Source organism: Caballeronia sp. KNU42 (genome assembly GCF_053760385.1).
Map to the genome: position 1 here is coordinate 389,603 of NZ_CM132390.1, position 24,587 is coordinate 414,189.

Consider the following 24,587-nt stretch of genomic DNA (forward strand, 5'->3'; position numbering starts at 1 on the left):
ACTTTGACGTAACAACGCCCAGCGACCAACGACAGATAAGTCGATGGCAGTATGAGTCGGTGCTGGAAGCAGTTCAACGTCGGCTGGACAAGACGCCCGATGCGATGACCGTGCGCAGGCGAACTGTCGAACATGTCTTCGGAACGCTCAAGCATTGTGGCGGGTGCTTGAGCACCCTGTAGGTCCTGAAATTCGCCGGCACTTGATCGACTCACTCAAGCGTAAGCTGCAGGCCTTAAGAGGCCTCGCGTTCCGGGATGATCTGTTTCCGCGCGAAGCCTACCGCCGGACGGACAGCAGCGTTTCTTCATTGAACAACCAGCGCAATCGAGTTGGCTTGATCGACAGATAATCGTATCGGCCTTGGTGACGTGGGTACGCGAGGACCTCCGGTTACCAGAAATCTAAGCAGGCTGCCCTCCTTCCAATCGACCACTCGCTCCCGTTGATATCCAATCGAACCACATCATCAGGGATGCTCCGCAGCATGTGCAGCACTGGGGTCTCTCCACGCCGGCAAGGCTGACGCAAGGTGACGCTAAGTGACGCCAACTTGCGCGAAATCGTCACGCGACGTCTGCGCTTCCAGCCCCACCATCAAGGCGATGCGACGCAGGTTTGCGGGCATTGAAGCGCAACCCTTTTTCGCCTCCAAGTCACATCGCTCCTGGCCATCTTTGGGTATAGCATTTGCAAGAGAGCGCTCCGCATATGTTGAGATTTTTCGTGAGCGCATAAACAGCATATTTCCAAAGAGGCCTGTCGTGAATACTCCAGCCGCCGAATATGTTGAATGGCTCGTCAGTCATTCGATGCTTCATCAACTCCGTACCCGTGCCCGCACATACGCCGGACAAGCCAGGCTTTGGTTACACCCGTATGCCGAGTCCAGACCTCGAATTGCCTGTGCCATGTCGTCAGTGTGGTTCACCGCTTATCCCGGTGCGGTCATCACAGCACCGGGCGACTCCGTCCTTCGGACCCTCGGCAGCGATGCTCTTTGGCGCGCATTGTCCTCAATCGGCATCCAGGCTGTTCACCCCGGCCCGACAAAGCTGGCGGGTGGACTCACAGACCGGACTTTCACGCCGTCGATTGACGGCAACTTCGACCGCATCGGTCTCGAAATCGACGTGCGCTTTGGCACCGAAGAAGAGTTCGTCGCGATGAGCAGAATGGCAGCGGCTCACAACGCAATTGTCATCGACGACGTCGTCCCGTCGCATACAGGAAAGGGAGCCGACTTCCGGTTAGCCGAGATGAACTACGGCGACTATCCCGGCCTCTACCACATGGTAGAAATCAAACCGAATGACTGGAGCATCCTTCCTGACGTTCCAGAAGGGAGAGATGCCGTCAACTTGCCGCCGAAGATTGTGGATGCACTCAAGGAGAAGTGCTACATAGTCGGACAGCTTCAACGTGTCATTTTCTTTGAGCCAGGAATCAAAGAAACTGATTGGAGCGCAACGCCTCCCGTCGCCGGGGTCGATGGCGTTACCCGACGCTGGGTCTACCTGCACTACTTCAAGGAGGGACAGCCCTCGCTCAATTGGCTGGACCCGACTTTCGCGGCACAGCAGCTAATCATTGGCGATGCCCTCCACTCCCTGGATGTTCTCGGGGCGCGCGGGATCCGTTTGGACGCAAATGGTTTCCTGGGCATTGAGCGCCGGCCACATGGTGATGCCTGGTCCGAGAGCCACCCGCTTTCGATTACCAGTAATCAGTTACTTGGAGGATCAATACGTAAAGCCGGAGGCTTCAGCTTTCAGGAGCTAAATCTCACCGTCGATGACATCGCAGCGATGTCAAAAGGGGGTGCGGACCTCTCCTATGATTTCATCACACGCCCGGCTTATCAGCATGCACTGTTGACAGGAGATACCGAGTTTCTCCGACTCATGCTGAAAACGGTGCATCAGTATGGAATCGACCCTGCCTCCCTGATCCATGCGCTTCAGAACCATGACGAACTGACGCTCGAACTCGTGCATTTCTGGACGTTGCATGCGCACACCACATTCACGTTTCAAGGCCAGACATGGCCCGGAAACATTCTCCGCGAACACATCCGCGAAACGATGTACGAACGCCTGAGCGGTGAACACGCTCCTTACAACCTGCGATTCGTCACGAATGGAGTTTCCTGCACGACTGCGAGCATTATCACTGCCGCGCTTAACATTCGTGAACTGGACTCCATGAGCGCGCAGGACAAGGAAAACATCCAACAAATTCACTTGCTGCTTGCAATGTATAACGCGCTTCAACCCGGCGTCTTTGCAATCTCAGGTTGGGATCTTGTGGGTGCATTGCCGTTACCCATTGCAATGGTCGAAGAGCGCATGGCGGACGGCGATACCAGGTGGATTCATCGTGGGGCCTACGACCTGACGGGTGAGAATCCAGACGCAACCGTATCCGGAGAAGGCATTCCCAGAGCAATGGCCTTGTACGGCCCCCTACCCGAACAGCTGGCTAATCCCAATTCCTTTGCCTCACAACTCAAACACCTCCTATCAGTGCGCGAAGCCTATAAGCTTGCTTCAAGCAAACAGATTGCCATACCGGATGTCACCTCGCCCAGCCTGCTCGTCATGGTTCATGAGCTTCCTGCGGGCAAAGGCACGCAAGTGACCGCCCTCAATTTCAGCGCAAGCAATGTGGATGAGTTGATATTGTTGCCGGGCGTTGCTTCTGGTCCAGTCGTCGACATGCTTGCGGAGTCGGTTGTTGGTGACCTTGACGAGTCGGGGACACTGAGAATCTCCCTGGATGGCTACCGCGGGGTTTCGCTACGCATTGTGAGCGCCCTGCCGGCGGCAATCGATGACGAAGACGACGTGAGATAATGTTTACGAAGCACGGGCACGCTTCCGCATTTCGTTGACTTGAATGAAGCGGTGTTGCCCTGGTCGTATGTCTGTTCGCAAAACCCGACTGACTAGCGCGACCCGCTGATTCGCAGCCGCTGCAACTTTGCAATAAGGGAACTCGCAGCTGCGAGTCAATCAGAGCAGTTGAGAGAAACAAACGAGGAAAGCATGCGATTAGCACATGTGGCATTGTGGACACGCGACATTACAAGCGCCGCCGAGTTCTGGCATAGGTATTTTAACGCCGAAGTGGGACCGCTTTACCACAGCGCCCGGCGTCCCGGCTTCACGTCGTGCTTCATCCGGCTAGCACCGGACTCGCTTCAGATTGAACTGATGACGGGGCCTTGGGTTGCAAACAAAGCAGCTGATGAGTGCCTCGGCTGGGACCATATCGCGGTTTCGCTTGGCGATGCCGATGCTGTCGACGTGTTGGCCGAGCGTTGCGCGGCAGACGGAATTTTGTTGTCTGGCCCTCGTCGCACCGGCGATGGTTTCTATGAGGCCGTGATAGTCGCTCCCGACGGCACGCGAGTCGAAATTACCAGTTAAAGCCCCGCACTGGCTGAAGCCAATAGTGCTCGGCGCGACCATGCCAAGGCTATCCTCTAGCAAGTGGCGCCACCTAGCAAAGCTGGTGGCAATTGATTAGTTTTCCAGCCTGTTTATATTGAGCTGCCCGTGACGAAGCGATGAGCGTTTCGTCAACGGAGCGCTGCATAGACAGCGTCCCGGACATCCTGTGGAAATCGACCTCCCACGCCCTCCCAGGTCGTGTTGGTCAGTGACACGACAGTCAGCCCGGCTGCGGGGTCAACAAACCAGCTGTGTCCATACACTCCGCCCCACCCTACTGTTCCGACACGCTGCGGGGTATTCAGCACGGAAGGGGCCATTAACACGGCGCCCATGTATCCAAATCCCCACCCATCGCCTTGCGCTCGCAGGTCCGCTCCGACGTGAGCACTGCACATCAGGCGCGCAAGCTTTGCGTCTATGAACCCGGCGCCTTTCTTGCGTACTATCTCAAGGACCTTCAGGATGTCCGACGCTGCGCCTACCATCCCTGCGCCGCCCGACGGAAACTCTCCGATGGTATGGGCGCGACAGGGGGAGAAACGAATTGCGTTCGTACCTTCCGGGGGCACAACTTCCGCCGGTTCTGGCATCACGCTCAGCGTTTGCAGGCTATCGACATAAGGAACCGCAAGCTCAAATTCTGATTGAACAGTGAATGCAAGAGAGTCCAGTCCAAGCGGACCGGATATCAATGCGTCGATAGCATCCGGCAGCGTACGTCCCGTCGCTCGCTCGATGATTGCACCGACGACATCAAGAGCCAGGGAGTATTGCCATGCCGTTCCCGGCTCGAACTTGAGCTTGGCTGCGGCCAGCCGCCGAAGATTCTCTTCGAGGCTCAGGCCAGAACAGTCGAGCCCATCAGAAATGCCAAAACGCTCATATTCCGAGCCTTGGGGCTCCTGGAAACCATAGCTTAGTCCGGATGAATGCGACAACAGATGGTGCAGAGTAATTTCCGGCCGCCTCCCGTCTGCGAGAGACGGGCGGAAATAGGGCAACCAATGCGAGACTGGCTCGTGCAAACCGAGGACGCCCATTTCCAGGAGCTTCATCGCCGCAAGGCTGACGATTGGCTTTGTCACGGATGCCAGTCTGAAGCGCGTATCTATGTGCATCGGAATGGCAAGCGCTTGATTTGCAAAGCCCGCCGCCTCCTGCGCAATGACATCGCCGTCCAGCGCAACCAAGACTACGCCGCCGGCGATGCGTGTCTCGTCGACCGCCTGAGCCAACGCACTACGCACCCTTCGGCACACTTGAATCTCGAGTTGGCCTGCCTCGCTCATCACGGTCCTCAGCATTGACATCGACTACTTAAAGAAATAAGACATGCACGATGCGGACACCGGTGTGCAATTTATCGTTCACACACTCGGTTACTGCAGCACTGCAGACTACAATCAAACAACTTCCCGGGACGTCGCGGCCTTAACGCGTTATTTTTTAAGGTGGCTCTCAACGCCCCGCTCTCAGGTTCAAGGGACTATGAATTCATTCAAAGACTATTGCCGGTTTGCCTGCTCTACGCTGGACGAAACCGGCCATATTGGCATGCGCTACTTTCGACAACCCATCGACATTGCGCAGAAGGCTGATGCCAGCCCCGTCACGGTTGCGGATATCGAAATCGAAGCCATGATCCGGGACCGGATTGCACAAACCTATCCGTCGCACGGCATACTCGGAGAAGAGCAAGCCTCAGTCAACTTGTCGGCGGAGCTTTGCTGGGTCATCGACCCTATCGACGGCACCAAGAGCTTCATCAGTGGCATACCTCTCTGGGGAACCCTTATTGCGTTACTCAAGGACGCACAGCCGATCTTTGGCATCATGGACGTCCCGGCGCTCGGCGAGCGCTATGTCGCCACGCTTGGACGCCAAACCGAGCGCAACGGAGAAGTCATCCGAACGAGCCGTTGCGATGACCTTCGAAAGTGCAACTTGTTCGCTACTTCGCCGGACATGTTCAGCAAAACGGAGCTTCAAGTGTTCGATTCACTGAGTCGCCGGGCGCGTTTCCGGAGATTCGGCGGCGATTGCTACAACTACGCGATGCTCGCTGCCGGCACAATTGATGCTGTCGTCGAGGCAGGTCTAAAGCCGTACGACTATCTTCCCATCGTGCCAATTGTCAATGGCGCCGGGGGTCTTATGACCGATTGGAACGGCAACCCGTTGACGCCATCAAGCGATGGCCGTGTCATCGCCGCCGCCACCCCTGCGCTGCATCGCGCCCTGCTCGAAGAAACGGCAAAAATCGGGTAGACCGATAGTTGACTATGCCGACTTGGGAAGCGCTTATGCTGGAAACAACGAGCCTCCCGCTTTCAATCATCGCGGGTCACACCAAAGCTGGCTGCAAACGCGTGTACCAGCCGCATTGCGACCGGTACACGTGTTCGCGAGTTCGCTTCGGAGCCACGTTTCGGCTAAGTACGCATAGCCTGGTCGTTACTTGGCCGTCGCAGCCGGCACAGGAGCAGCCTTGCCATAGGGGACATCAATGTTACCAAGACGACGGAGGCGGATGTTTGCCTGCTCCGCATGGCCCGAGAACCCTTCAAGAATGCACAAGCGCGAGCAGTACTCGCCAACAAGTACAGACGCTTCGTCGGTGAGGATTCGCTGATAGGTACAGGTCTTCAGGAACTTGCCCACCCACAGGCCGCCCGTGAAGCGTGCAGCACCGGATGTCGGCAGCGTGTGGTTCGTGCCGATAACCTTGTCTCCATATGCGACGTTTGTGCGGGCGCCAAGGAAAAGCGCACCGTAGTTGCGAAGACGCTTCAGGAAAAAGTCCGGGTCGCGCGTCATTACTTGCACGTGTTCTGATGCGACGCGGTCCGACTCGCGAATCACTTCTTCATCATTTTCGCAAATGATGATTTCGCCGTAGCCTTCCCACGCCTGGCGCGCTATCCCGGCGGTGTCGAGTTGGTTCAGCAGACGCTCGACTTCCACAAGCGTCTCTTCGCCGAGTTTCCGCGAGGTCGTGACGAGCACTGCCGGAGAGGTCGGTCCGTGTTCAGCCTGACCAAGCAGGTCCGTCGCAATAAGTTCGGCATCGACCGAGTCGTCCGCGATAACCATGGTTTCCGTCGGGCCTGCGAAGAGGTCAATGCCAACCCGACCAAACAACTGGCGTTTCGCTTCGGCAACGTAAGCGTTACCCGGTCCAACGATGATGTCGACTTGCGGAAATTCACCAATCCCGAGCGCCATTGCGCTCACGGCTTGTACGCCTCCGATGCAGTAGATCTCATCGGCGCCGGCAAGATGGATTGCAGCGATAACCGGAGCGCTCGGGCGGCCCTCGAAAGGAGGCGACGTCGCGATAACACGATCCACACCCGCAACCTTCGCCGTTACGATGCCCATGTGCGCCGACGCGACCAGTGGGTACTTACCGCTGGGGATGTAGCAACCGACGGTCTGGACGGGAACATTTTTGTGGCCAAGAATGACGCCCGGCAATGTCTCGACTTCAATGTCATGCATCGACGCCAATTGATGGCGCGCGAAGTTGCGAACTTGCTCTTGCGCGAATTTGATATCCGCGATTTCTTGCTCGGTCAACTCGGCAATGCAGGCATCGATTTGCTCTTGCGAAAGACGAAACCGCGTCGGATTCCACTTGTCGAACTTGGCGGAGTACTCGTGCAGCGCGTCGTCCCCGCGCGCGGAGATGTCGGCAATCACCTCCTCGACAACGCGACGGACTTGCCTGGTGTCAGCTTCGCCGGTGGGTTGCGTGGTAGCCGACTTCAGAAAAAACGACATAATTGCCCCTTATGATGCAACTCAGAAATTGGGTGGATTCTTCACCGAGAAAATTATTACCTAGCCGAGACTCTATGTTCGGAGTCCGAAAGCATTGCCTGGGAAAGCGCGTCACTTTTGCAGCGCGAAGCCAGTATCAGTCGAGAAAAACGCCAACTCAATTTCGCGAGACACTTCGAATATGACGCACTGTGACGCTATCTTCCGTTGAACAGCCCCTGCATCCGAGGGCGTGATAGAAATCGGCAATCTGTTTCTGTGACCGCCCCTTCGCGTCGTCAGATAGGTCTGGCTTAAGTCACAGTAGCTTTTTGTTTCGCGTGGAGTTGCACATCGTTAGGGCTCGCTGGCGAATTGGTTTCATGCCGAGCGACCATCACTTCGACCAAAGCGGGTCCGGTGCTATCAAGCGCACGCCGAAACACTCCCTCCAGCTGAGAAGCATGTTCGACTCGCCACGCCTCAAGTCCAAAGCTTCTCGCTATTTCCGAGAATGCAAGGGAGTAAGGACGTCCGTCCGGCAAAGAGAATTCACCCATGCTCCGCCGTACACCAAGCGAGCCCACTGCACCCGATACAAATTCAGGCCCACTTTGATTGAAGACTATGAAAACCACAGGAATGGAATGCATGACACTGACCGCCATCTCCTGCATCGATTGGAGAAAATCGCTGTCTTCAACCACACATACGACTTGCCTCGCCGGCATCGCGAGCTTCGCGCCTATGGCAGCAGGAACAGCCCAACCCCCGGCCACGGAGGCTCCCGGCGACAGGAAGGTGCGCGGAACATAGACGGGGAAATGCTCACGCGCAATCTGCGTTAGAGCGCCTGACCCAATCACCGCAATTGCATCGCGATAGAGCACCTTGCGGAGTTCGAGGAAGGGCCGCGGCGCACGTATCAAGGTTTCGTGCGCTCCAGACTTGCTGGCGACCGCATTGCGCCACTGCCCACGCAGCTCGCGCATAAGTTCAATGAATAGCTGTCTTCGTGCGCCGATAGCGCGCTTCAATTTTCCGTTCAATGCGGACTTGAGGTCGACTAGCGCGCTTTTCGCGTCGGCAACAATGCCAACCTCGACGGGGCAGCGTTTCCCGATTTCGTTTCTATCGACATCGATCTGAATAAGCTTTTTCCCGGCCAGTTCAGATAGGCTGCACCCACTGCCATTCACGTCGGACAGGTCCGATAGCCGGCTGCCCACAGCGACAATGACATCGGCCTTGCCCAGGAGCGCGGTTCCACAGGCGCCTCCCACCGAGCCAACGGACCCGGCATTCAGGTCGTGGTCGTCAGGGATTGCTCCAATGCCGTTGCCCGCAACCAGCACAGGCGCCGAGAGGGCTTCAGCCAATTCCTTGAGTTCGGACGCAGCGTCTGAAGCCACGACTGCGCCACCCGCAAGAATGACGGGACGCTCTGCGCCGGCTAGCAGACTGGCCGCCCGCTCAAAGAGCGCGGAGTCTCCTCGCAACCCTCCCTGCGCGAGTCGGTTCTGAAGAGACTCGGAGCGCACGTGGTCTGTGTGCTTCTGAATTTCCAGAGGAACCTCGAGATGGACTGGCCCCGGCCCCGCCCCCAACACGCTGGCAAAAGCTTGATGCATTGCTTCGGAGAGCTCCGAGAAAGCGCGCACCTTCCAGGACCGCTTGAGGCCGCCACATGCCGAATCTGCGTTCCATGCTGAGACAGGCCGCGTGGAGCTGGTCGAACCGGCGGTCGTGTCATCGCTAACCCTGTCTCCAGTGACCAGGAGCACCCCGCAGGAATCAGACAGGCAATTGGAGAGCGCCGCAGAGGCGGTAAAAATTCCGGTTTTTGCAGGGAGCACAACTGCCATCGCACTGCCACACGCACGGAAGTAACCGTCGGCCATGTGGACCGCGCTCTGCTCATTCACGACCCGGATAAAGGGAATGCTGGCGCCCGGTGTATTGAGACCCTCAAGGACCCCGCTATTTCCATTGCCGGGCACACCAGCGACATATCGTACCCCGTACGCGCGCAATGCCTTCGCGATGACCTGGCCGCCTGTTAACTTCACTCGACACTCCCGATATTTTGACGCACGAAAGGCCATGACACATTCACACAATGCCCTCGCGCACCAGTATTCGCGCTCAAAAAACTCAATTCAATTTCGCACCGGACCGATTCGCGACGCACTCCGACGCACTGAGCGCATCATCCGCATCCAACGGACTCTACAACCCCACCGTTGCCTCCTGCGGCGGCCACCAGCGACATTGGCCGACGCAAGACGTTACGCTTTAATCAACCACGTACGGCGCCGCCTAGCGAGAATCCGCCTTTGAAATAACGCGACATCACGAAGTAGAGGGCGATGACGGGCATCGAATAAACGATCGAGAAAGCGGCAATTTGTCCGTATCGAATCGTGGCAGAGCCGATAAAGCTATAGATAGCAATGGGCGCGGGTTGGCTCGATTGATCAGCAATCAACACGATCGGAATGAGGAAGTTTCCCCAGGCATTGACGAAGCTGAAGATGGCTGCAGATGCAATGCCTGGCATCGCCAGCGGAACGATGACCGAGCGAAGAATGCGGAAGGTGCCCGCCTGCTCCATGCATGCTGCTTCTTCAAGGTCTCGCGGAATCGCGTCAATAGTATTCTTGATGAGGTAGATGGCGAACGGCAGCGACGTAACACCCAAAAGCACCGCTGTCGGGACTATGGAAAGCATGTCGTACCGCGCAAACATCTTGTAGACCGGCACGATAAGAATCGTAACGGGCACGCCCGACAGGAATAGGATGCCAAGCAAAATGGGGCCTTTCCATGGAATACGATGTCGCGAAAACGAGTAGGCGGCCAAGGTTCCTGCTCCCGTCGAAACGATTGCCGCTATGGTTGAAACAATCACGCTGTTCCAGAGTGCTTGCGCGTTTCCGTGCGACAGGGCATCGACGAAATTGTCCAGAGTCAGCGCCGGCAGCTGAATTTGCCAACCCGCGTGTTTGTCCACCGCGCCCACCGCAAGCCACAAGACAGGGATGACGAAGTACGCGCCGATAAGCAACAAAATGACGTTGGCCAATAGCCTGCCGGACACCGGTTCGGCCCGTCGCTTGACGCGCGCTGCAGGAGGCGCGGAGTCTCCCGCGATCTTTTGAGCAGACAGTTCCATTCTGTGTTCCTTCATGATGCTGTTTCCAACAGGTTAGGCGGGAATGGTCTTAAGCTTGTTCTTTCGAACCTGCCCCGGACGATATTGGCGGGCGATGAGCACGAAGGCCAATCCAAGCGCCGACGACAGCAGCACAATCACGTTCCCAAGAAGTGCGCTGTAACCCAATCGATGGAATTTGAAGCCTTGCAGGTACGAGTAGATGGGCAGGATATTGGTCTGATTGTCGGGGCCTCCGCCGGTCATCAAATAAACCAGCGTGAAATTCGCGAAGGTCAACAGCGTCATCAGGAGCGCGGACATCAGGATGGTCGGCTTGAGCATCGGTAGCGTGAGGCGAAACAATCTCTGGGTCGCACTCGCGTTCTCAAGTATCGCCGCCTCGACCATCTCGGTCGGAATGCTTCGCAAAGCGGCCGAGAACATGATCATCGATAGCCCGGCGAGCGACCAGACATTCGCAATGGAGACCACCAGCATCGGGTAGGTGTAGAGCAGGTCGTGATTTGCATCGCCCAGGATGCGCGGGAATGTACCGCCGCTTGTCGTCGCCGCATACCAGATGACGGCAATCGTAATAGGCGGCAAGTTCCACGCGAGAATAGCCAGCCCGGACACAGCCTTGCCGACCACGCCGCTTGCCTTTTGCAACAGCAGTGCCAGCGCGAGCCCGAGAACCGTTGCACCAAACGCACCTGAACCGACGACAAACACCACGGTCTTCCAGAGCGAACTCGTGAAGACGTCGTCGCTCAGCAGCTTTTGGACATTATCAAGCCCAGTGAACCAGTAATTTTCTGCGTGTGGTCCGATAAGCTGGAGATTGGTAAATCCGAGGTAGATAGCGTAGACAATCGGCAGCGCTAACAGCGAAAGCAGGAGGATGGCCGCAGGCGCAAGCAGCACCAGGCTCACAGGGCGAAACGTGGTCTGATTCATTGTCAAAACTCTCCAGAACATACGCTGGCTGCCCGATGAGGCAGCCAGCGAACCGCACAGACTATCGCGCGGCCATCAACTTGTCGTTACCGAGCTGGTTCGAAAGTTCACTCTTCATCATGCGAACAGCGTCGTCCACGCTCATCTTCGGCTTCAAAACCAACGCTTCAGTCGCCGCTTCAAGTGCATGAGCCCAAAGCGGATACTCAGGGTCAGCAGGGACGCTTTTCGCAACGGCTAGCAGCTTGCCGAATTGTTCTTGATAAGGCGGCGCAAGCTCGGTGTATTCCTTATCCGTCCAGTAGGCGGTCTGCGGGGGAACGAAGCCCGTCCCGTTCGCGCCTGGCACAAGATATTTCTTGCCAACGATCAACGAAACGAGCTGCCAGGCCAAGTCGGGATGCGCGGACTTCTTGTATATGGAAAGGTCCCAGCCGCCGAATGCGCTTGCATAGCCGACGCCACCGCCAGTAACAGTAGGTAGTGGTGCGAAGCTAATGAATTTCTGGGCCTCCGGCCAGCACGGCGCGCACATCGACTTGCTCCAGGCTGCGGGTACGTAATTTCCGACAAGCCCGATACCAATGTGATGTTTCGGGAATTCCGGTGTCGCAAGCGCAGGCGAATTGGCGTTGAGAATCAAAGACGACGGAGCGAGTAGCCCTTCTACGGACGCCTGGTGATAGAAGTTCAAGACATCGCGGATACCCTTTGTATCGACGGCCCACTTCCCCGACGCGTCCTTGATCGTCGGGTCACTCGATGCCATAAGCAAATTGGCGGCGCCTTCGACCAGCGCGGACGTACCGCCTGCGGGGCCCGTTATCGCCCACAACGGCCATACGTTCGGATCCGACTTCTTGATCTTTCGCGCGGCGTCAAAGACGTCCTGCCAGTTCTTCGGTTTCCAGTCAGCGGGGAGCCCTGCCTTCTGGAAAATCTGACGGTCATAGAGCAGTCCTGACGTGTTGACCCCCTGGCTAATACCAATCACGTCTTTGCCAGTGGTGCCCTCCTGCTTCACCGCATCCGGCACGTCCTTCCACCAAGGTGCTGTTGCAACGTATTGGTTAAGCGGCAAGAGGTAGCCGCTCGCCGCCCATTGCGCCATCTCCTGGGCTGGCAATTGGGCGACATCCGGAGCCGCACCTGAGTTGCCATAGGACATGCTGACCTTGGTCACGATGTCGTCAAAACCTCCCGGAATCGGAACGAGCTGGACCGTAACGCCAGGGTGGGACTTTTCGAAATCAGTCTTGATATCGCCCCAAAACTTCGTCGTGATTTCCGGCGTCACCATCACATACTCGGACCCATAGGCCAGTCTGAGAACGGTGTCTGCCTGGGCGACATTGCAGAGAAGCGAACTGGAGGCAAACATCGCCGACGCCACTGCTGCCAACTTCTTGCTGCGAACAAAACAACGCATTGCCGGACTCCTATCGTCTATTGTTGAAAATCAACCTACGCTTTCGCCCCGCATTTAGTGACGGAGACTCTTGCCTGTATTCGCATCGAAATAGTGAAGATCTGCCGGGTCGAACACGAGGTCCACCCGTTCGCCGAGCGCCACAGGCGAAAAGCCCGGGAATCGCGCATCAACCGTGGATCCGTTGATCGCAACGCGCACGAAGTTCTCTGAACCCGTCGTCTCGATGGCCTCGACAACACCCGATGTCCGAACCCCACATCGTGCGGGCGCATCCTTGACCCAATGGAGATCGTCCGGCCGGATGCCCACCTCGATGTTCGAAGGCAATGACCCGTTGAATTCAACCCGTTGAGCCGGCGGCAGGCGAAATTTCGCACCAAGAGCGAGGCAGTCGGCATCGGACGACGCGAGACTGATTTTGCTGGAGGCGATGTTCATGCGCGGTGAGCCGATGAAGGTTGCAACGTATCGGTCCACAGGGCGCCGGTAGAGCCGCTCGGGCGTATCGATCTGGAGGAGCTTGCCTCCGGAGAAAACGGCGATGCGGTGCCCCATCGACATCGCTTCGACCTGGTCATGGGTGACGTACACCATCGTGGTGCCGAGACGGCGCTGCAAGTCGGAGATCTCGCTGCGCATGTGACTGCGCAACGCCGCATCGAGATTCGAAAGCGGCTCATCAAGCAGGAAGAGTCGCGGCTCGCGAATCATCGCGCGTCCGAGCGCAACACGTTGGCGCTGGCCTCCGGAGAGCTCGGCGGGGCTTCGCGAAAGCAGGCTGTCGAGTTTCAACATGGCGGCAACCTCTCGGATACGCTTCTCGATCTCCTTGGGACTCGCCTTGCGCACCTCCATCCCAAACGCGAGGTTCTTGTAAATCGACATGTGCGGGTAAAGCGCGTAGCTTTGAAAAACCATCGCAATGTCGCGTCGTCCGGGAGGCAGCGCCGTCACATCTTTATTCCCAATCGAAATTCGGCCATCGGTCGGACTTTCGAGTCCGGCCAGCATGCGCAGGGTGGTCGATTTTCCACAGCCCGACGGTCCAACGAAAACGAGAAACTCGCCGTCCTCGACATCCAGGTTGAGGTCCGATACGACGTTGGTTTCACCGAAGGTCTTATAGACGTGCTCGAATTTTATCGATGCCATTGCGCTGGTCCCGCTTAAGAGAGTGGAGTGATGCGAACGTCCCCCTGTGGACCCTTCGGATGAGGAACTCGCTAAGAGGTCGTCACACTGGGCGGGGAAACGGTTCAATGTGAATGCAGTTTCAGCATCCAAAATGTCTGCCTCAATTTCGCAACCAGTCCAAACCTGACGCGAACTGACGCAATGTGTTTCGGCAACTGCTGCTGCGCCGCCCGCACTCGCTTACATTTCCGCTGAACGAGCCCGTGGTTGACGGGTTGCCGCCTTCGGGTAGCGCTCAACACAGCGCAAGGCTCTGATAATGAAGTGCGAATGGGACTTACCCGTACGCGATGTCTTCGGACCATCTTGCGACGGGCTTTGTAAGAGCCCACAGACAAGATCCCGATAAGAATGCGTGCGCCAGGTGCAAGGCCCTGAATTCAAGCGGTGCGGCTTTGTTGCAGTTCACCCCGACCTTCACGGTTCAAAAGGCCAAAAAAAAACGCAGGACCGAGGTCCTGCGCCAAGAGTCTCGTCGGAGCCTCACGCGTGGTAAAAAGATAGTCGCCTTAATGAGTCGCCTGGCGACAACAATCAGGCAGCAGTGCTGCCAACAGGCATTTGCAAAACGTTGATTGGCTTTACAGCCTTTCTGTCTTGCTTAAGCATTCGGCTCCCCTTCTCGGCAATCATCACCGTTGGCGAGTTGGTATTTCCCGATGTAATCGTCGGCATGATTGAGGCGTCAACGACACGCAGTCCGACGACTCCAAAGACCCGCAGGCGCGAGTCGACAACAGCACCTGCCTCGCCCTTGCGTCCCATCTGGCAAGTCCCCACCGGGTGAAAAATGGTCGTGCCAACATTCCCCGCAGCGTGAATCAGTTCGTCGTCAGTCTGGTATTGCACGCCAGGAAGTATCTCCTCGGGCTCGTACTTTTGGAGGGCACTCGCGGAAACGATACGACGTGTGTACTTGAGTGCGTTCACCGCGACTTTCTTATCGTACTCAGTCGACAGATAGTTCGGCGCGATGATGGGCGCGACCGACGCGTCGGGAGATGCGATGTGAATCGTGCCTCGCGACGAAGGTCGCAACTGGCAAACCGACGCTGTGAAGGCGTCGAACGGGTGCAAGGGTTCACCAAACTTTTCAAGGGAAAGCGGCTGGACATGATATTGGATATCCGGACGCGCAGTAGCGCAATCCGTCCCGGAATTGGCGAACACGCCCAACTGCGACGGCGCCATTGCCATTGGGCCGCTGCGCTTAAGAACGTATTCCATGCCAATTGCAAGCTTTCCCCACCAATGCGCGCTGAGCGTATTGAGCGTCTTCGCCCCGGAAACGCGGTAAGCCATGCGGAGTTGCAGGTGATCCTGAAGGTTCTCTCCAACGCCCGCAAGATTGCTCACGACATCAATGCCAAACTGCTTCAGTCGTGTGCCATCGCCTATACCGGATAACTCCAGCAGCTTGGGCGAATTGACCGCACCTGCGCTAACAATGACTTCATGATTTGCGGACGCACTCAGATTCTCCCCGTTTACCTCGAAATGGACGCCGCTACACCGGTTGCCGTCGAAAGTCAGGCGCTGCGTCAAAGCGCCCGTCATGACCTTCAAGTTGGGGCGCTTCAATGCGGGGCGCAGAAACGCCTTGGATGCGTTCCAGCGGACGCCGCTCTTTTGATTCACATCGAAATAACCGACGCCTGCGTTGTTCCCGCGATTGAAGTCATCGGTAAAAGGGATGCCGGTTTCTTGCGCAGCACGTGCAAATTCTTCGAGAATTTCCCACTTGAGACGCTGCTTCTCGACACGCCACGGGCCACCTCTTCCATGCGCGTCACTGGCACCGCCGTGATAGTCCTCGCTATCGCGAAAGACCGGCAGGACCGATTCCCAATTCCACGATGAGTCTCCAGTGCGGTTGGCCCATTCGTCGTAGTCCTCGCGCTGCCCTCTCATGTAAATCATGCCGTTGATGGACGAGCAGCCACCGAGGACACGGCCACGCGGATAAGAAAGCGCGCGACCATTCAGTCCGGCCTGCGCTTCTGTCTTCATGCACCAATCGGTGCGTGGGTTGCCGATGCAATAGAGATAGCCCACTGGCACGTGTATCCAATGATAGTCGTCGGCGCCACCGGCCTCGAGAAGCAAGACTGAAACGTCAGCGTCTTCAGAGAGGCGGCTCGCCACGACACATCCCGCCGTTCCCGCACCAACAATAATGTAGTCGTAGCTACCAACGGAGCGTCTTGCTCCCTTCCTCTCGATCTTCTCTACCTGCATCACATCTCCTCATTGCATCTGCGATTCCTGCGAGTTAGAGCGCACTGGTTCGCTCTACGCCTGCTCCCCTGCTCTTTGGCATCGAATCTCATACGTTCACGAACCTGCGGGCAGGTTCGCTCATGTCGTGCAACACCGGGGGCGATTCGCAACTCCCACAATGTTGCTTGCAAACACCTTCTAGTTCCATTCCGCGGTCTTTCGCATAGCTTCGCGATCCAAAGCTTCTTCATGACGCACTGGGTGCGTCAGTATGCGAGTCCATTTTTCGGTCCTGCGAAATTGAGCCTGGATTTATGGCTGCCAACACTGCTAATCACGCAACGGGCGCCCCGCGGCCGACGGCGTAGCGCTTTACAACACCTCCACCGCAACACCACAAATAGCAGCATACCTAACTACAACTTGCACACGACAGGAAGCAGACATGAGGAAACTTACCGCGCTGGCAGCCGCACTCGGCCTGGCATCCAGCCTCAACGCTCACGCGCAGAGCAGCATCACGCTTTACGGGATTCTTGACGTCGCGGTTGGCTATATTCATAACAGTGGAGGCCAGAGCTCCCAATGGAAAATGTCCACCGGCAACGTCTCCGAGAATGAATGGGGACTCAAAGGTACGGAAGACCTGGGTGGCGGAATGAGTGCGAACTTCGATATCGAAAACGGATTCGACCTTGGCTCCGGAAAGATCAACGAAGGAGGAAAACTGTTCGGCCGGCAAGCGTGGGTGGGTCTGTCCGCGCCGACATGGGGCGCTGTCACTTTGGGCCGGCAGTACGACCCAACCTCCGACCTCGTTCAGCCCATCACCGGCGACTTCTTCAGCGGAATTTGGGCAACACCCGGAGACGTCGACAACTACGACAGCAGCGCCCGGTTTAACAATGCCGTCAAATGGACGAGTCCCGTGTGGGGCGGCGTCACGCTCGAAGCGATGTATTCCTTTGGCGGTGTCGCGGGTTCTACCGGCTCTGGTCAGGTGTATTCCGGCGCTGCATCTTACGTGCAGGGTCCCCTCTCACTTGCGGCGGGCTATCTCCATATAAACAACGGTAACCCGACGCTTTCTACTCGCGGCGTTTCGGCCTCGGACTCCCTCTTTAACAGCGCAATCAACTCTGCGTACGCATCGGCGAACTCGGTCAGCATTACACGTGTCGCCGCGCAGTATGTCATAGCGCCAGTGACATTCGGCGCTGCATATAGTTACTCGGACTACGCGCCCGATGGCGCATCGACTTTCACCCGGTCGGAGAAATACCAAAACGGTTCAGTCTTCGCAAGCTGGCAAGTAGCGCCGGACTTTCAGACGACTGTCGGCTATAACTACACCAGGTCGACCGGCGACTCATCCGCCAAGTATCACCAGGTCAATCTCGGAGTCGACTATCTGCTGAGCAAACGCACAGATTTGTTCGCTATTGCCGCATACCAGCATGCCAGCGGGCAGAACGGACTGGGCGCGGCACAGGCGGTCATTGGGTCCTATGACGTCAATTCTGGCGCGAGCTACCAGGTGCTGACTGTGGCCGGCATTCGCCATCGCTTCTGACGCGCGCTCTTATCGCCACATGCGGCGTCGTCGCATCTGGCGTTTTTATTTTCACTTACATAGCTCTACAAAGATTTTAGCGATTGACGTTGTCTTCGAGCAGCATTCGTGGATTTCTGCGGCCGGCCGCGTCGAATAATTTTTTCCCGGACTTGACGTTGATGCGTTGTCTTATGGGTTGCCAAGTTAAGGGTTGCCAAGTTAATTTGTTGGCCGTCAATCAAATCTCACGAATCACTCCACACAGGAACGCGAGTCGATGACATCCTGCGGTTTCGCCAATTCCAGACCCTCCGTAACAGCTTGGCAACAACATGCAACCAGAGGCGCATTCTTCGCGGCAGGCTTCGCAGTAGCGGCCTGGGCGCCACTGGTACCGTTCGTCAAAAACAGGCTTGCAATCAACGAGGCAACTTTGGGTTGCCTTCTTCTTTGCCTGGGTGTCGGCTCAATCCTCGCGATGCTCAGCTGTGGAAGCCTCGTCATCAGGTTCGGCTGTCGGCGCGTCATCAATTCATCCATGGTGGTAGCCGCGGCAATGCTCACTTTGTTGGGCTCGGTGCATGGCCTTTACCTCACCGGAATGGTACTGGCAGTATTTGGCGGCGCAATTGGAACGATGGACGTTGCAATGAACGTTCACGCCATCGCTGTCGAACAGCGTTCAGGACGACGCATGATGTCCGGCTTTCACGCGCTCTACAGTATTGGCGGCCTTGCAGGCTCCGGGAGTGCTGCGGCCGCTCTGTCAGCAGGCGTTACGCCAGCCGCTACGGCAATGGCTGCCGCCTCTGCGCTCGTGATTGCACTCGCCCTGTTCGGGCGGCATTTCCTGAGCGAGAAGACCCAGGCACACGGCTCGTCGCTTGTCCTGCCGCGTGGGAGTGTGCTACTGCTCGGAAGCATGTGCCTCATGCTGCTGTTGGTCGAAGGCGCGATGCTCGATTGGAGTGCCCTCTTGCTGTCCGGCTCCAAGGCAATGCCGGCAGCGCAGGCCGGCATCGGATACGCGGTCTTCGCCGGCACCATGACGGCGATGAGACTCGCGGGTGACCGGATCGCTGCAACGCTGGGAGCGCGACGCGTGGTGCGCATGGGAAGCGCCCTCGGCGCCGCGGGCGTTGCATTGGCGGTTTTCGCGCCCGAAGCGACCCTCACCATTGCCGGCTTCGCACTGATGGGCGTTGGCTGCGCCAATATCGTTCCGATTCTTTATTCAGCTGCGGGCGCCAACAAATCCATGTCGTCGCAACATGCCATTGCGGCGACTGCGACGCTCGGATACGCGGGTACGTTGACCGGACCTGCAGCCATCGGCTTTATCGCTCACGGAGTGGGTTTATCTGCAGCGTTCGGACTTCTCGCGGTCCTGCTTGTACTGGTTTGCCTCGCCGCGAACATCGTCCCCAAGCACCAGCGCACTGACGCACGAGCTTGAGGTCACGGCGCACTTCTGCGGGAAAAACGCGCTCCAGGGCGAAACCACTACATCCTACTGCGTCAGATTGCGTCAGTTTCAATGTGATTGCGAAATTGAGCGGAAGTTAATGGACGCAAATACTGGCGACATCTGCTCAATCCGCGACGCAGTGAAGCAGTTCAAACCGCCAGACCCTACATACGCGAAGTCATCATGCAAAAAAATCACGACGTCATCGTAATCGGCAGCGGAGTCGGCGGCGGCACTGTCGCACGCCGCCTCGCCGAAAACGGGGTGAACGTTTTGGTGCTCGAACGGGGCGACTGGGTTCCCCGTGAAGCAGACAATTGGAGCGTCGCGTCCGTATTCCACGAGAAAAAATACACCGCCCACGACAGCTGGCTGGACGGGCAAGGCAATGAGTTCCGCCCCAACATTTACTACAACGTTGGCGGCTGCACCAAGTTCTACGGCGGCAGCATGATACGCTTTCGCGAAGAAGACTTTGGCTTGCTCGAACACGAGGAAGGTATTTCACCGGCGTGGCCGATCAGCTACGCCGACATGGAACCGTACTACTGCGAAGCCGAATCCCTCTTTGATGTCCATGGGGACGACAGCGGCGACCCAAGCGCACCGTGGCGCAGCAAACCTTATCCCTCACCCAAGCTCACGTCCGAGCCGCTCGTTCAGCGGATGGCCGACACCATGCGTCGTCATGGCGCGAGCACGTCTGCGCTTCCGGAAGCCATCGACTATGGCCCGAAGGGTCAATGTATCCGCTGCAAGACGTGCGATGGATTTCCGTGCAAGCTGGGCGCCAAGTACGACGCGGAAACGGCCCTGATTCAACCCGCTCTCGCGACGGGTCGCGTAGAAATCCTAACGAATTGTTATGTCCAAAGGCTTCTGCTCAGCACCGATGGCGGACGTGTCGAGGCCGTGGAGGTCATGCGCAACGGGCACGTCGAGATTCTGCGCGCAGGGGTTGTCGTCGTATCGTGCGGGGCGATCAACAGCACAGCACTGCTTCTGCGCTCCGCCTGCGATACCGCGCCCCACGGGGTCGCAAATGACTCTGGCGTTGTTGGCCGCCACTACATGGCGCATAACCAGACCGCATTGATGGGTTTGTCATTTGAAACGAACGATACCGTCTTCCAGAAGACGCTTGCGCTCAATCAGTTTTACTTTGGCGACGGCGATTACCGCTTCCCTCTCGGGCACGCCCAGATGCTTGGCAAGCTTCAGGGCGGCATGCTATCCGCAAACGTGCCATTCCTGCCTAAAGCGGTTGGGTCGACAATGGCCCGGCACAGCATGGACTGGATTGCTTTCTCAGAGGACTTGCCCGACCCGGAGAATCGTATCGTTCTTCGTGACGGGAAGGTCCAGCTCGCGATCAAGCGCAACAACCTGAAGCCCCATCATCGCCTCGTTGAGAAACTGACCTCGCTTTTGAAGAAAGCGGGATATCCCATTGTTCTGGTGAAGCCGCTGATTCGTCACTCGACATCGCACCAGTGCGGCACCGTCAAATTTGGCGCCGACCCTGCTACTAGCGCCATCGACGCATACTGCCGCAGCCATCGACACGAAAACCTGTTTGTCGTTGACGCTTCATTCATGCCGTCCTCTGCCGCGGTAAATCCGGCGCTGACCATCGTAGCGCAGGGTCTGCGCGCAGCCGACCACATGCTCAAGGAAGACTTCCGAACGACCTCACAACACGCCGCATGACAAGCCTCAAGAGGCGTTGTGCAAACAGGCTGGCCAGGCTTGGTTCAGCCGAGATTTAGCCCGGTTTTAGCCGAGAAACAGAAAACGTAACCTGTGTCGCGCAAACGCGCGCATCTGTATCAAATTGCCATGCAAAGGAGCGATTAAATGGCTGAAAAGAAAGAAATGACCGGCGGTCAAATTGTCGTCGAGTATCTCATCCGCGAAAAGGTGCCTTACACGTTTGGCATCCCGGGTCACGGCAATACAGCCCTGCTCGATGCGTTTGTGGACCGTCAGAAGGAGATCACCCTCGTCCCGGCGATGCACGAGCAAGGCGCCTCGCACATGGCCGACGGCTACTATCGTGCGACCGGCCAGATCGCGGCAGTGTGTTCGTCGATTGGACCCGGCGCCACGAACACGCTCACGGGCGTTGCAACCGCGTTCGCTGACTCGTTTCCGCAGTTGCTGATTACCGGCGGCGTTCACACGTACATGACCGGCAAAGGCGTGCTGCAAGAAATCGACCGTCCGCACGGCGACAACTTCCCGCGCATGGCTGAACCGGTCGTCAAGCGCTGGTGGCAGCCGAGCCATGTGGCGCAAATTCCTGGCGTGATGACGCAAGCGTTCAACGTCATGCTCGAGGGCCGTCGCGGTCCCGCACTCATCAATCTTCCGCAAGACCTGCAGGCTGAATCGGCTCTCGTTGAACTGCCGGCGCCGCAGACCCACCGCTCGCACGGGCGCCTGCATGGCGACCCGGTTGACATCAGCAAAGCCGCCAAGCTGCTGCTGTCCGCCGAGCGTCCCGTTATCCTCGCAGGCGGCGGTGTGATTGCAGCTGAAGCGACCGAGCTTCTCGTTGCTATCGCTGAATACGTTGGCGCAGCGGTCACGACCTCGTTCATGGGCAAAGGCTCCATCTCGGAAGACCATCCGCTGTACGCCTGGCCCTGCGGCGACCTTGGCTCCATTCCCGGCAACGCGATGACACGTGAAGCGGACGTCATCCTGTCCATTGGCTGCCGCTTTAGTGACCGCATCACGTCGTCGTACCGCCCAGGCGTTACGTTCGACATTCCGAAGACGAAGCTCATCCAGGTTGACATCGACGGCTTCGAAATTGGCAAGAACTATCCGGCCGAAGTCGGCATCGTCGGTGACGCAAGGGCTATCCTGTCCGCGCTGCTCGATGAAATGCGCGACCTCGCCAAGCCGCGGGACTACCAGAATGCGCCACAATTCAAACGCCTTCAGGGACTCAAGGCTGAATGGCTGGAGCACCTGCGGCCGTTGCGCGAATGCAACCACTCGCCAATGACTGTCTCGCAGGTTCTGTTTGAAGCCCGCAAAGTGCTGCCGCGCAATACTATTGTCGTCACGGATTCAAGCAATCCGCAAAACCAGGTGTTCAACGAGTTCCCGGTCTACGGTGCAAAGCAGCACATCACGCCGGGTGGCTTCTCGGGCATCGGCTTCGCGCTGCCTGCAGCCATCGGTGCGAAGCTGGGTGCGCCGAACCAGCCTGTAGTCGCAGTTTGCGGCGACGGCGCTTTCCTGCAAACGGGTCAGGAGCTGGCGACGGCTGTCATGATGGGCATCCCGGCGGTGTTCCTCATCATCAACAATGGCGGCTGGGGCGCTATCCGTAACCTGCAGCTCAACATGTTCGGCGAAGACCGTGAAATCATCACCGGCTTCAAGACGCCGGACGGCGCACCGTGGTCGGCCCATATCACGAATTTTGCGAAATCACTTGGCGCCGAAGGCGAACGTGTGGAAGACCCGCGTCAAATCGGCGCCGCGCTGCAGCGCGCGATTCAGTCGGGCAAGCCGTATGTGGTCGAAGCGATTTGTGCGATCGAGCGGCCTTATAGCAACATGCATCCGACCGGTTGGTGGGACATCACCGTTCCGGCCTACCTCGGCGAACTCCGCGACAAGTACGTCGAAGGCCGCGGCTTCTGATAGCTCGTCAGGCCACCGATGAGAGAGCATGCGCAACGGGCCACGCCGTTTCGCACCTCTCATTCATGGGCGCACAGTTTCGATTCGAGGCGCTGAAGCCTCCTGCTCTCGATGTAGGTGTCGGCCAAGCGACTTGAGAATCCCGGATCGCTCGCGGGTGCCTCACCTCACGGTTCTCTCACGCGGTAAATCGTGTCGCTGCGTCCTTGCCTGCCAGTTTCAAATTGAAATCTATATCGATGGCGCCGGCGCGGCCGACAGTTCATCGCGTGCATGCCGTTCTAGCAAGATGGGCCAATTAACGGCTGAAGGGGGCATTTGTCCCACGCAGCTCGTGCCGTTGATTTGCTAGCTCCTTGAATTCTTATTGTTGAGGGATGAAATGAATCGTCGACTACGACTTGGGATGGTGGGCGGTGGCCAAGGCGGCTACATTGGTTGGGTGCATCGGCTCGCAGCCCGGCTCGATGATTGTTACGAGTTTGTCGCCGGCGCTTTATCATCAGATGAAAAAAGAGCCCGGGAGAGCGGTCGCGCGCTCTTCCTCGATCCGTCGCGTATTTATACGGATTATCGTGAAATGGCCGCAGCGGAAGCTCAGCGTCCCGACGGTATCGACGCGGTTGCTATTGTTACCCCGAATCATCTGCACGCTCCCGTCGCGAAGGCGTTCCTCGAGGCAGGAATCCACGTGATTTGCGATAAGCCACTCGCGATGTCGCTGGCTGAAGCCATCGAAATGCGCGACCTGGCACAACGTCAAGACAAGCTTCTCGCCGTGACATACACCTACTCGGGATATCCGATGACGCGTCACGCGAAGGAACTCGTCGCGGCAGGAGAACTGGGCGATGTCCGCTTCATCGCCGTGGAGTACGTTCAAGACTGGCTTACAGAGCCCGTCGAGCTGCATGGCAACCGACAAGCCGAATGGCGTACGGACCCGAACCGCACCGGCGCAGGGGGTTGCCTCGGCGATATTGGAACCCATGCGTATCATTTGGCAAGCTTCGTGGCCGGAATGCTTCCGGACAAACTGTCAGCTGACGTCGCCTCCATGGTCCCCGGCCGCCGGGTTGACGACCATGTGCAAGCCACGCTCTTCTATGAATCCGGCGCGCGCGGCAACCTGATTGCCAGCCAAATTGCCGCCGGCGAGGGAAACGCTTTGCGCCTGCGCGTATATGGGACAAAGGGCTCCATTGCCTTCGATCAAGAGCATCCCGACTTCCTCTGGCACACGCCGCTCAATGGAAACACCGTCCGGCTGACAAAGGGACGCGCCCATAGCCCCGCCGCGGACCATGCGGCCCGCTTTCCCGCCGGTCATCCCGAGGGATTTTTCGAGGCGTTTGCGCAGCTTTACCGGGACGCGGCCCTTCAAATTGCAGCCAAGCTTGAAAATAACCCGATTCCGGCTTCCAGCGCTTTGCTGACTGACGTCAACGACGGTGTCGAAGGCATGCGCTTCGTGGAAGCGGCGCTTCGCAGCCATGCAGGTGGTGGTTCGAAAGTGACTATTCGCTAGAAGGCCGGCCAAATTTCACCCCAACCGCCCATCGCTGTGGCCCCGTTTTGACGAGCACCTTGCGGCGCACTCCATGATTGGATATGTTGGGGTGTGAACGCCGCACGCCACCCTGATGGCGCCTCCCTCCACTCTCGATTGCCGCCACGCTTATGGACCGACCGCAAGACCGCACCAATCTTCAAAAGAACCT

Annotated in this window: 16 protein-coding genes and 1 pseudogene; 9 read left to right on the forward strand and 8 right to left on the reverse strand. The window is 57.6% G+C overall.

Features of this window, described 5'->3' with window-relative positions:
• Positions 1 to 14 precede the first annotated feature (14 nt).
• From ACSOSP_RS33150 to ACSOSP_RS33160, 3 genes and pseudogenes are all read left to right on the forward strand, one after another.
• Positions 15 to 164 (forward strand): annotated as a pseudogene (locus ACSOSP_RS33150) (IS5/IS1182 family transposase); the annotation flags it as partial.
• Between the two features lie 600 nt (positions 165 to 764).
• Positions 765 to 2,855, forward strand: coding sequence for a maltose alpha-D-glucosyltransferase (treS, locus tag ACSOSP_RS33155; RefSeq protein WP_455314889.1), 2,091 nt, complete (start codon positions 765 to 767; stop codon positions 2,853 to 2,855).
• 192 nt (positions 2,856 to 3,047) lie between these two features.
• Positions 3,048 to 3,431 carry a VOC family protein gene (locus tag ACSOSP_RS33160; RefSeq protein WP_455314890.1) on the forward strand — a complete coding sequence of 128 codons (384 nt, stop codon included), beginning with the start codon at positions 3,048 to 3,050 and terminating at the stop codon, positions 3,429 to 3,431.
• A gap of 152 nt (positions 3,432 to 3,583) precedes the next feature.
• On the opposite strand, the gene ACSOSP_RS33165 is transcribed toward ACSOSP_RS33160, so the two are convergent.
• Positions 3,584 to 4,747, reverse strand: a complete 1,164-nt coding sequence (locus tag ACSOSP_RS33165; protein WP_455314891.1) for a serine hydrolase domain-containing protein — start codon at positions 4,745 to 4,747, stop codon at positions 3,584 to 3,586.
• Positions 4,748 to 4,790: 43 nt separating this feature from the next.
• Between ACSOSP_RS33165 and ACSOSP_RS33170 the strand changes: the two genes are divergently transcribed.
• Positions 4,791 to 5,726 (forward strand): inositol monophosphatase family protein, encoded by a 936-nt coding sequence (locus ACSOSP_RS33170; protein ID WP_455314892.1) that lies wholly within the window; start codon positions 4,791 to 4,793, stop codon positions 5,724 to 5,726.
• 186 nt (positions 5,727 to 5,912) lie between these two features.
• On the opposite strand, the gene hisD is transcribed toward ACSOSP_RS33170, so the two are convergent.
• The 7 genes from hisD to ACSOSP_RS33205 all read right to left on the reverse strand — a co-directional run bounded on the left by hisD (position 5,913) and on the right by ACSOSP_RS33205 (position 16,198).
• Entirely contained in the window at positions 5,913 to 7,241 is a 1,329-nt protein-coding gene (hisD, locus tag ACSOSP_RS33175) for a histidinol dehydrogenase (protein WP_455314893.1), read from the reverse strand.
• A gap of 293 nt (positions 7,242 to 7,534) precedes the next feature.
• Positions 7,535 to 9,289: a thiamine pyrophosphate-binding protein gene (locus ACSOSP_RS33180; RefSeq protein ID WP_455314894.1), complete on the reverse strand. Its 1,755-nt coding sequence runs from the start codon at positions 9,287 to 9,289 to the stop codon at positions 7,535 to 7,537.
• 230 nt (positions 9,290 to 9,519) lie between these two features.
• Positions 9,520 to 10,305 carry a carbohydrate ABC transporter permease gene (locus ACSOSP_RS33185; RefSeq protein ID WP_455314895.1) on the reverse strand — a complete coding sequence of 262 codons (786 nt, stop codon included), beginning with the start codon at positions 10,303 to 10,305 and terminating at the stop codon, positions 9,520 to 9,522.
• Between the two features lie 123 nt (positions 10,306 to 10,428).
• Positions 10,429 to 11,334, reverse strand: a complete 906-nt coding sequence (locus ACSOSP_RS33190; RefSeq protein ID WP_455314896.1) for a carbohydrate ABC transporter permease — start codon at positions 11,332 to 11,334, stop codon at positions 10,429 to 10,431.
• Positions 11,335 to 11,395: 61 nt separating this feature from the next.
• On the reverse strand, positions 11,396 to 12,763 hold the full coding sequence (locus tag ACSOSP_RS33195) for an ABC transporter substrate-binding protein (protein ID WP_455314897.1): 1,368 nt from the start codon (positions 12,761 to 12,763) through the stop codon (positions 11,396 to 11,398).
• A gap of 54 nt (positions 12,764 to 12,817) precedes the next feature.
• Positions 12,818 to 13,918, reverse strand: a complete 1,101-nt coding sequence (locus ACSOSP_RS33200; protein WP_455314898.1) for an ABC transporter ATP-binding protein — start codon at positions 13,916 to 13,918, stop codon at positions 12,818 to 12,820.
• A 576-nt stretch (positions 13,919 to 14,494) separates the two neighbouring features.
• Entirely contained in the window at positions 14,495 to 16,198 is a 1,704-nt protein-coding gene (locus ACSOSP_RS33205) for a GMC family oxidoreductase (RefSeq protein WP_455314899.1), read from the reverse strand.
• 427 nt (positions 16,199 to 16,625) lie between these two features.
• Here ACSOSP_RS33205 and ACSOSP_RS33210 point away from each other — a divergent pair, with 427 nt between their 5' ends.
• The 5 genes from ACSOSP_RS33210 (at position 16,626) to ACSOSP_RS33230 (ending at position 24,394) form a co-directional block, all read left to right on the forward strand.
• Positions 16,626 to 17,753 (forward strand): porin, encoded by a 1,128-nt coding sequence (locus ACSOSP_RS33210; RefSeq protein ID WP_455314900.1) that lies wholly within the window; start codon positions 16,626 to 16,628, stop codon positions 17,751 to 17,753.
• Between the two features lie 259 nt (positions 17,754 to 18,012).
• Positions 18,013 to 19,191 (forward strand): MFS transporter, encoded by a 1,179-nt coding sequence (locus ACSOSP_RS33215; RefSeq protein WP_455314901.1) that lies wholly within the window; start codon positions 18,013 to 18,015, stop codon positions 19,189 to 19,191.
• Between the two features lie 195 nt (positions 19,192 to 19,386).
• Entirely contained in the window at positions 19,387 to 20,913 is a 1,527-nt protein-coding gene (locus ACSOSP_RS33220) for a GMC family oxidoreductase (RefSeq protein WP_455314902.1), read from the forward strand.
• A gap of 147 nt (positions 20,914 to 21,060) precedes the next feature.
• Entirely contained in the window at positions 21,061 to 22,866 is a 1,806-nt protein-coding gene (locus ACSOSP_RS33225) for a thiamine pyrophosphate-binding protein (RefSeq protein ID WP_455314903.1), read from the forward strand.
• Between the two features lie 406 nt (positions 22,867 to 23,272).
• Entirely contained in the window at positions 23,273 to 24,394 is a 1,122-nt protein-coding gene (locus ACSOSP_RS33230) for a Gfo/Idh/MocA family protein (protein ID WP_455315404.1), read from the forward strand.
• The last annotated feature ends 193 nt before the right edge of the window (positions 24,395 to 24,587 follow it).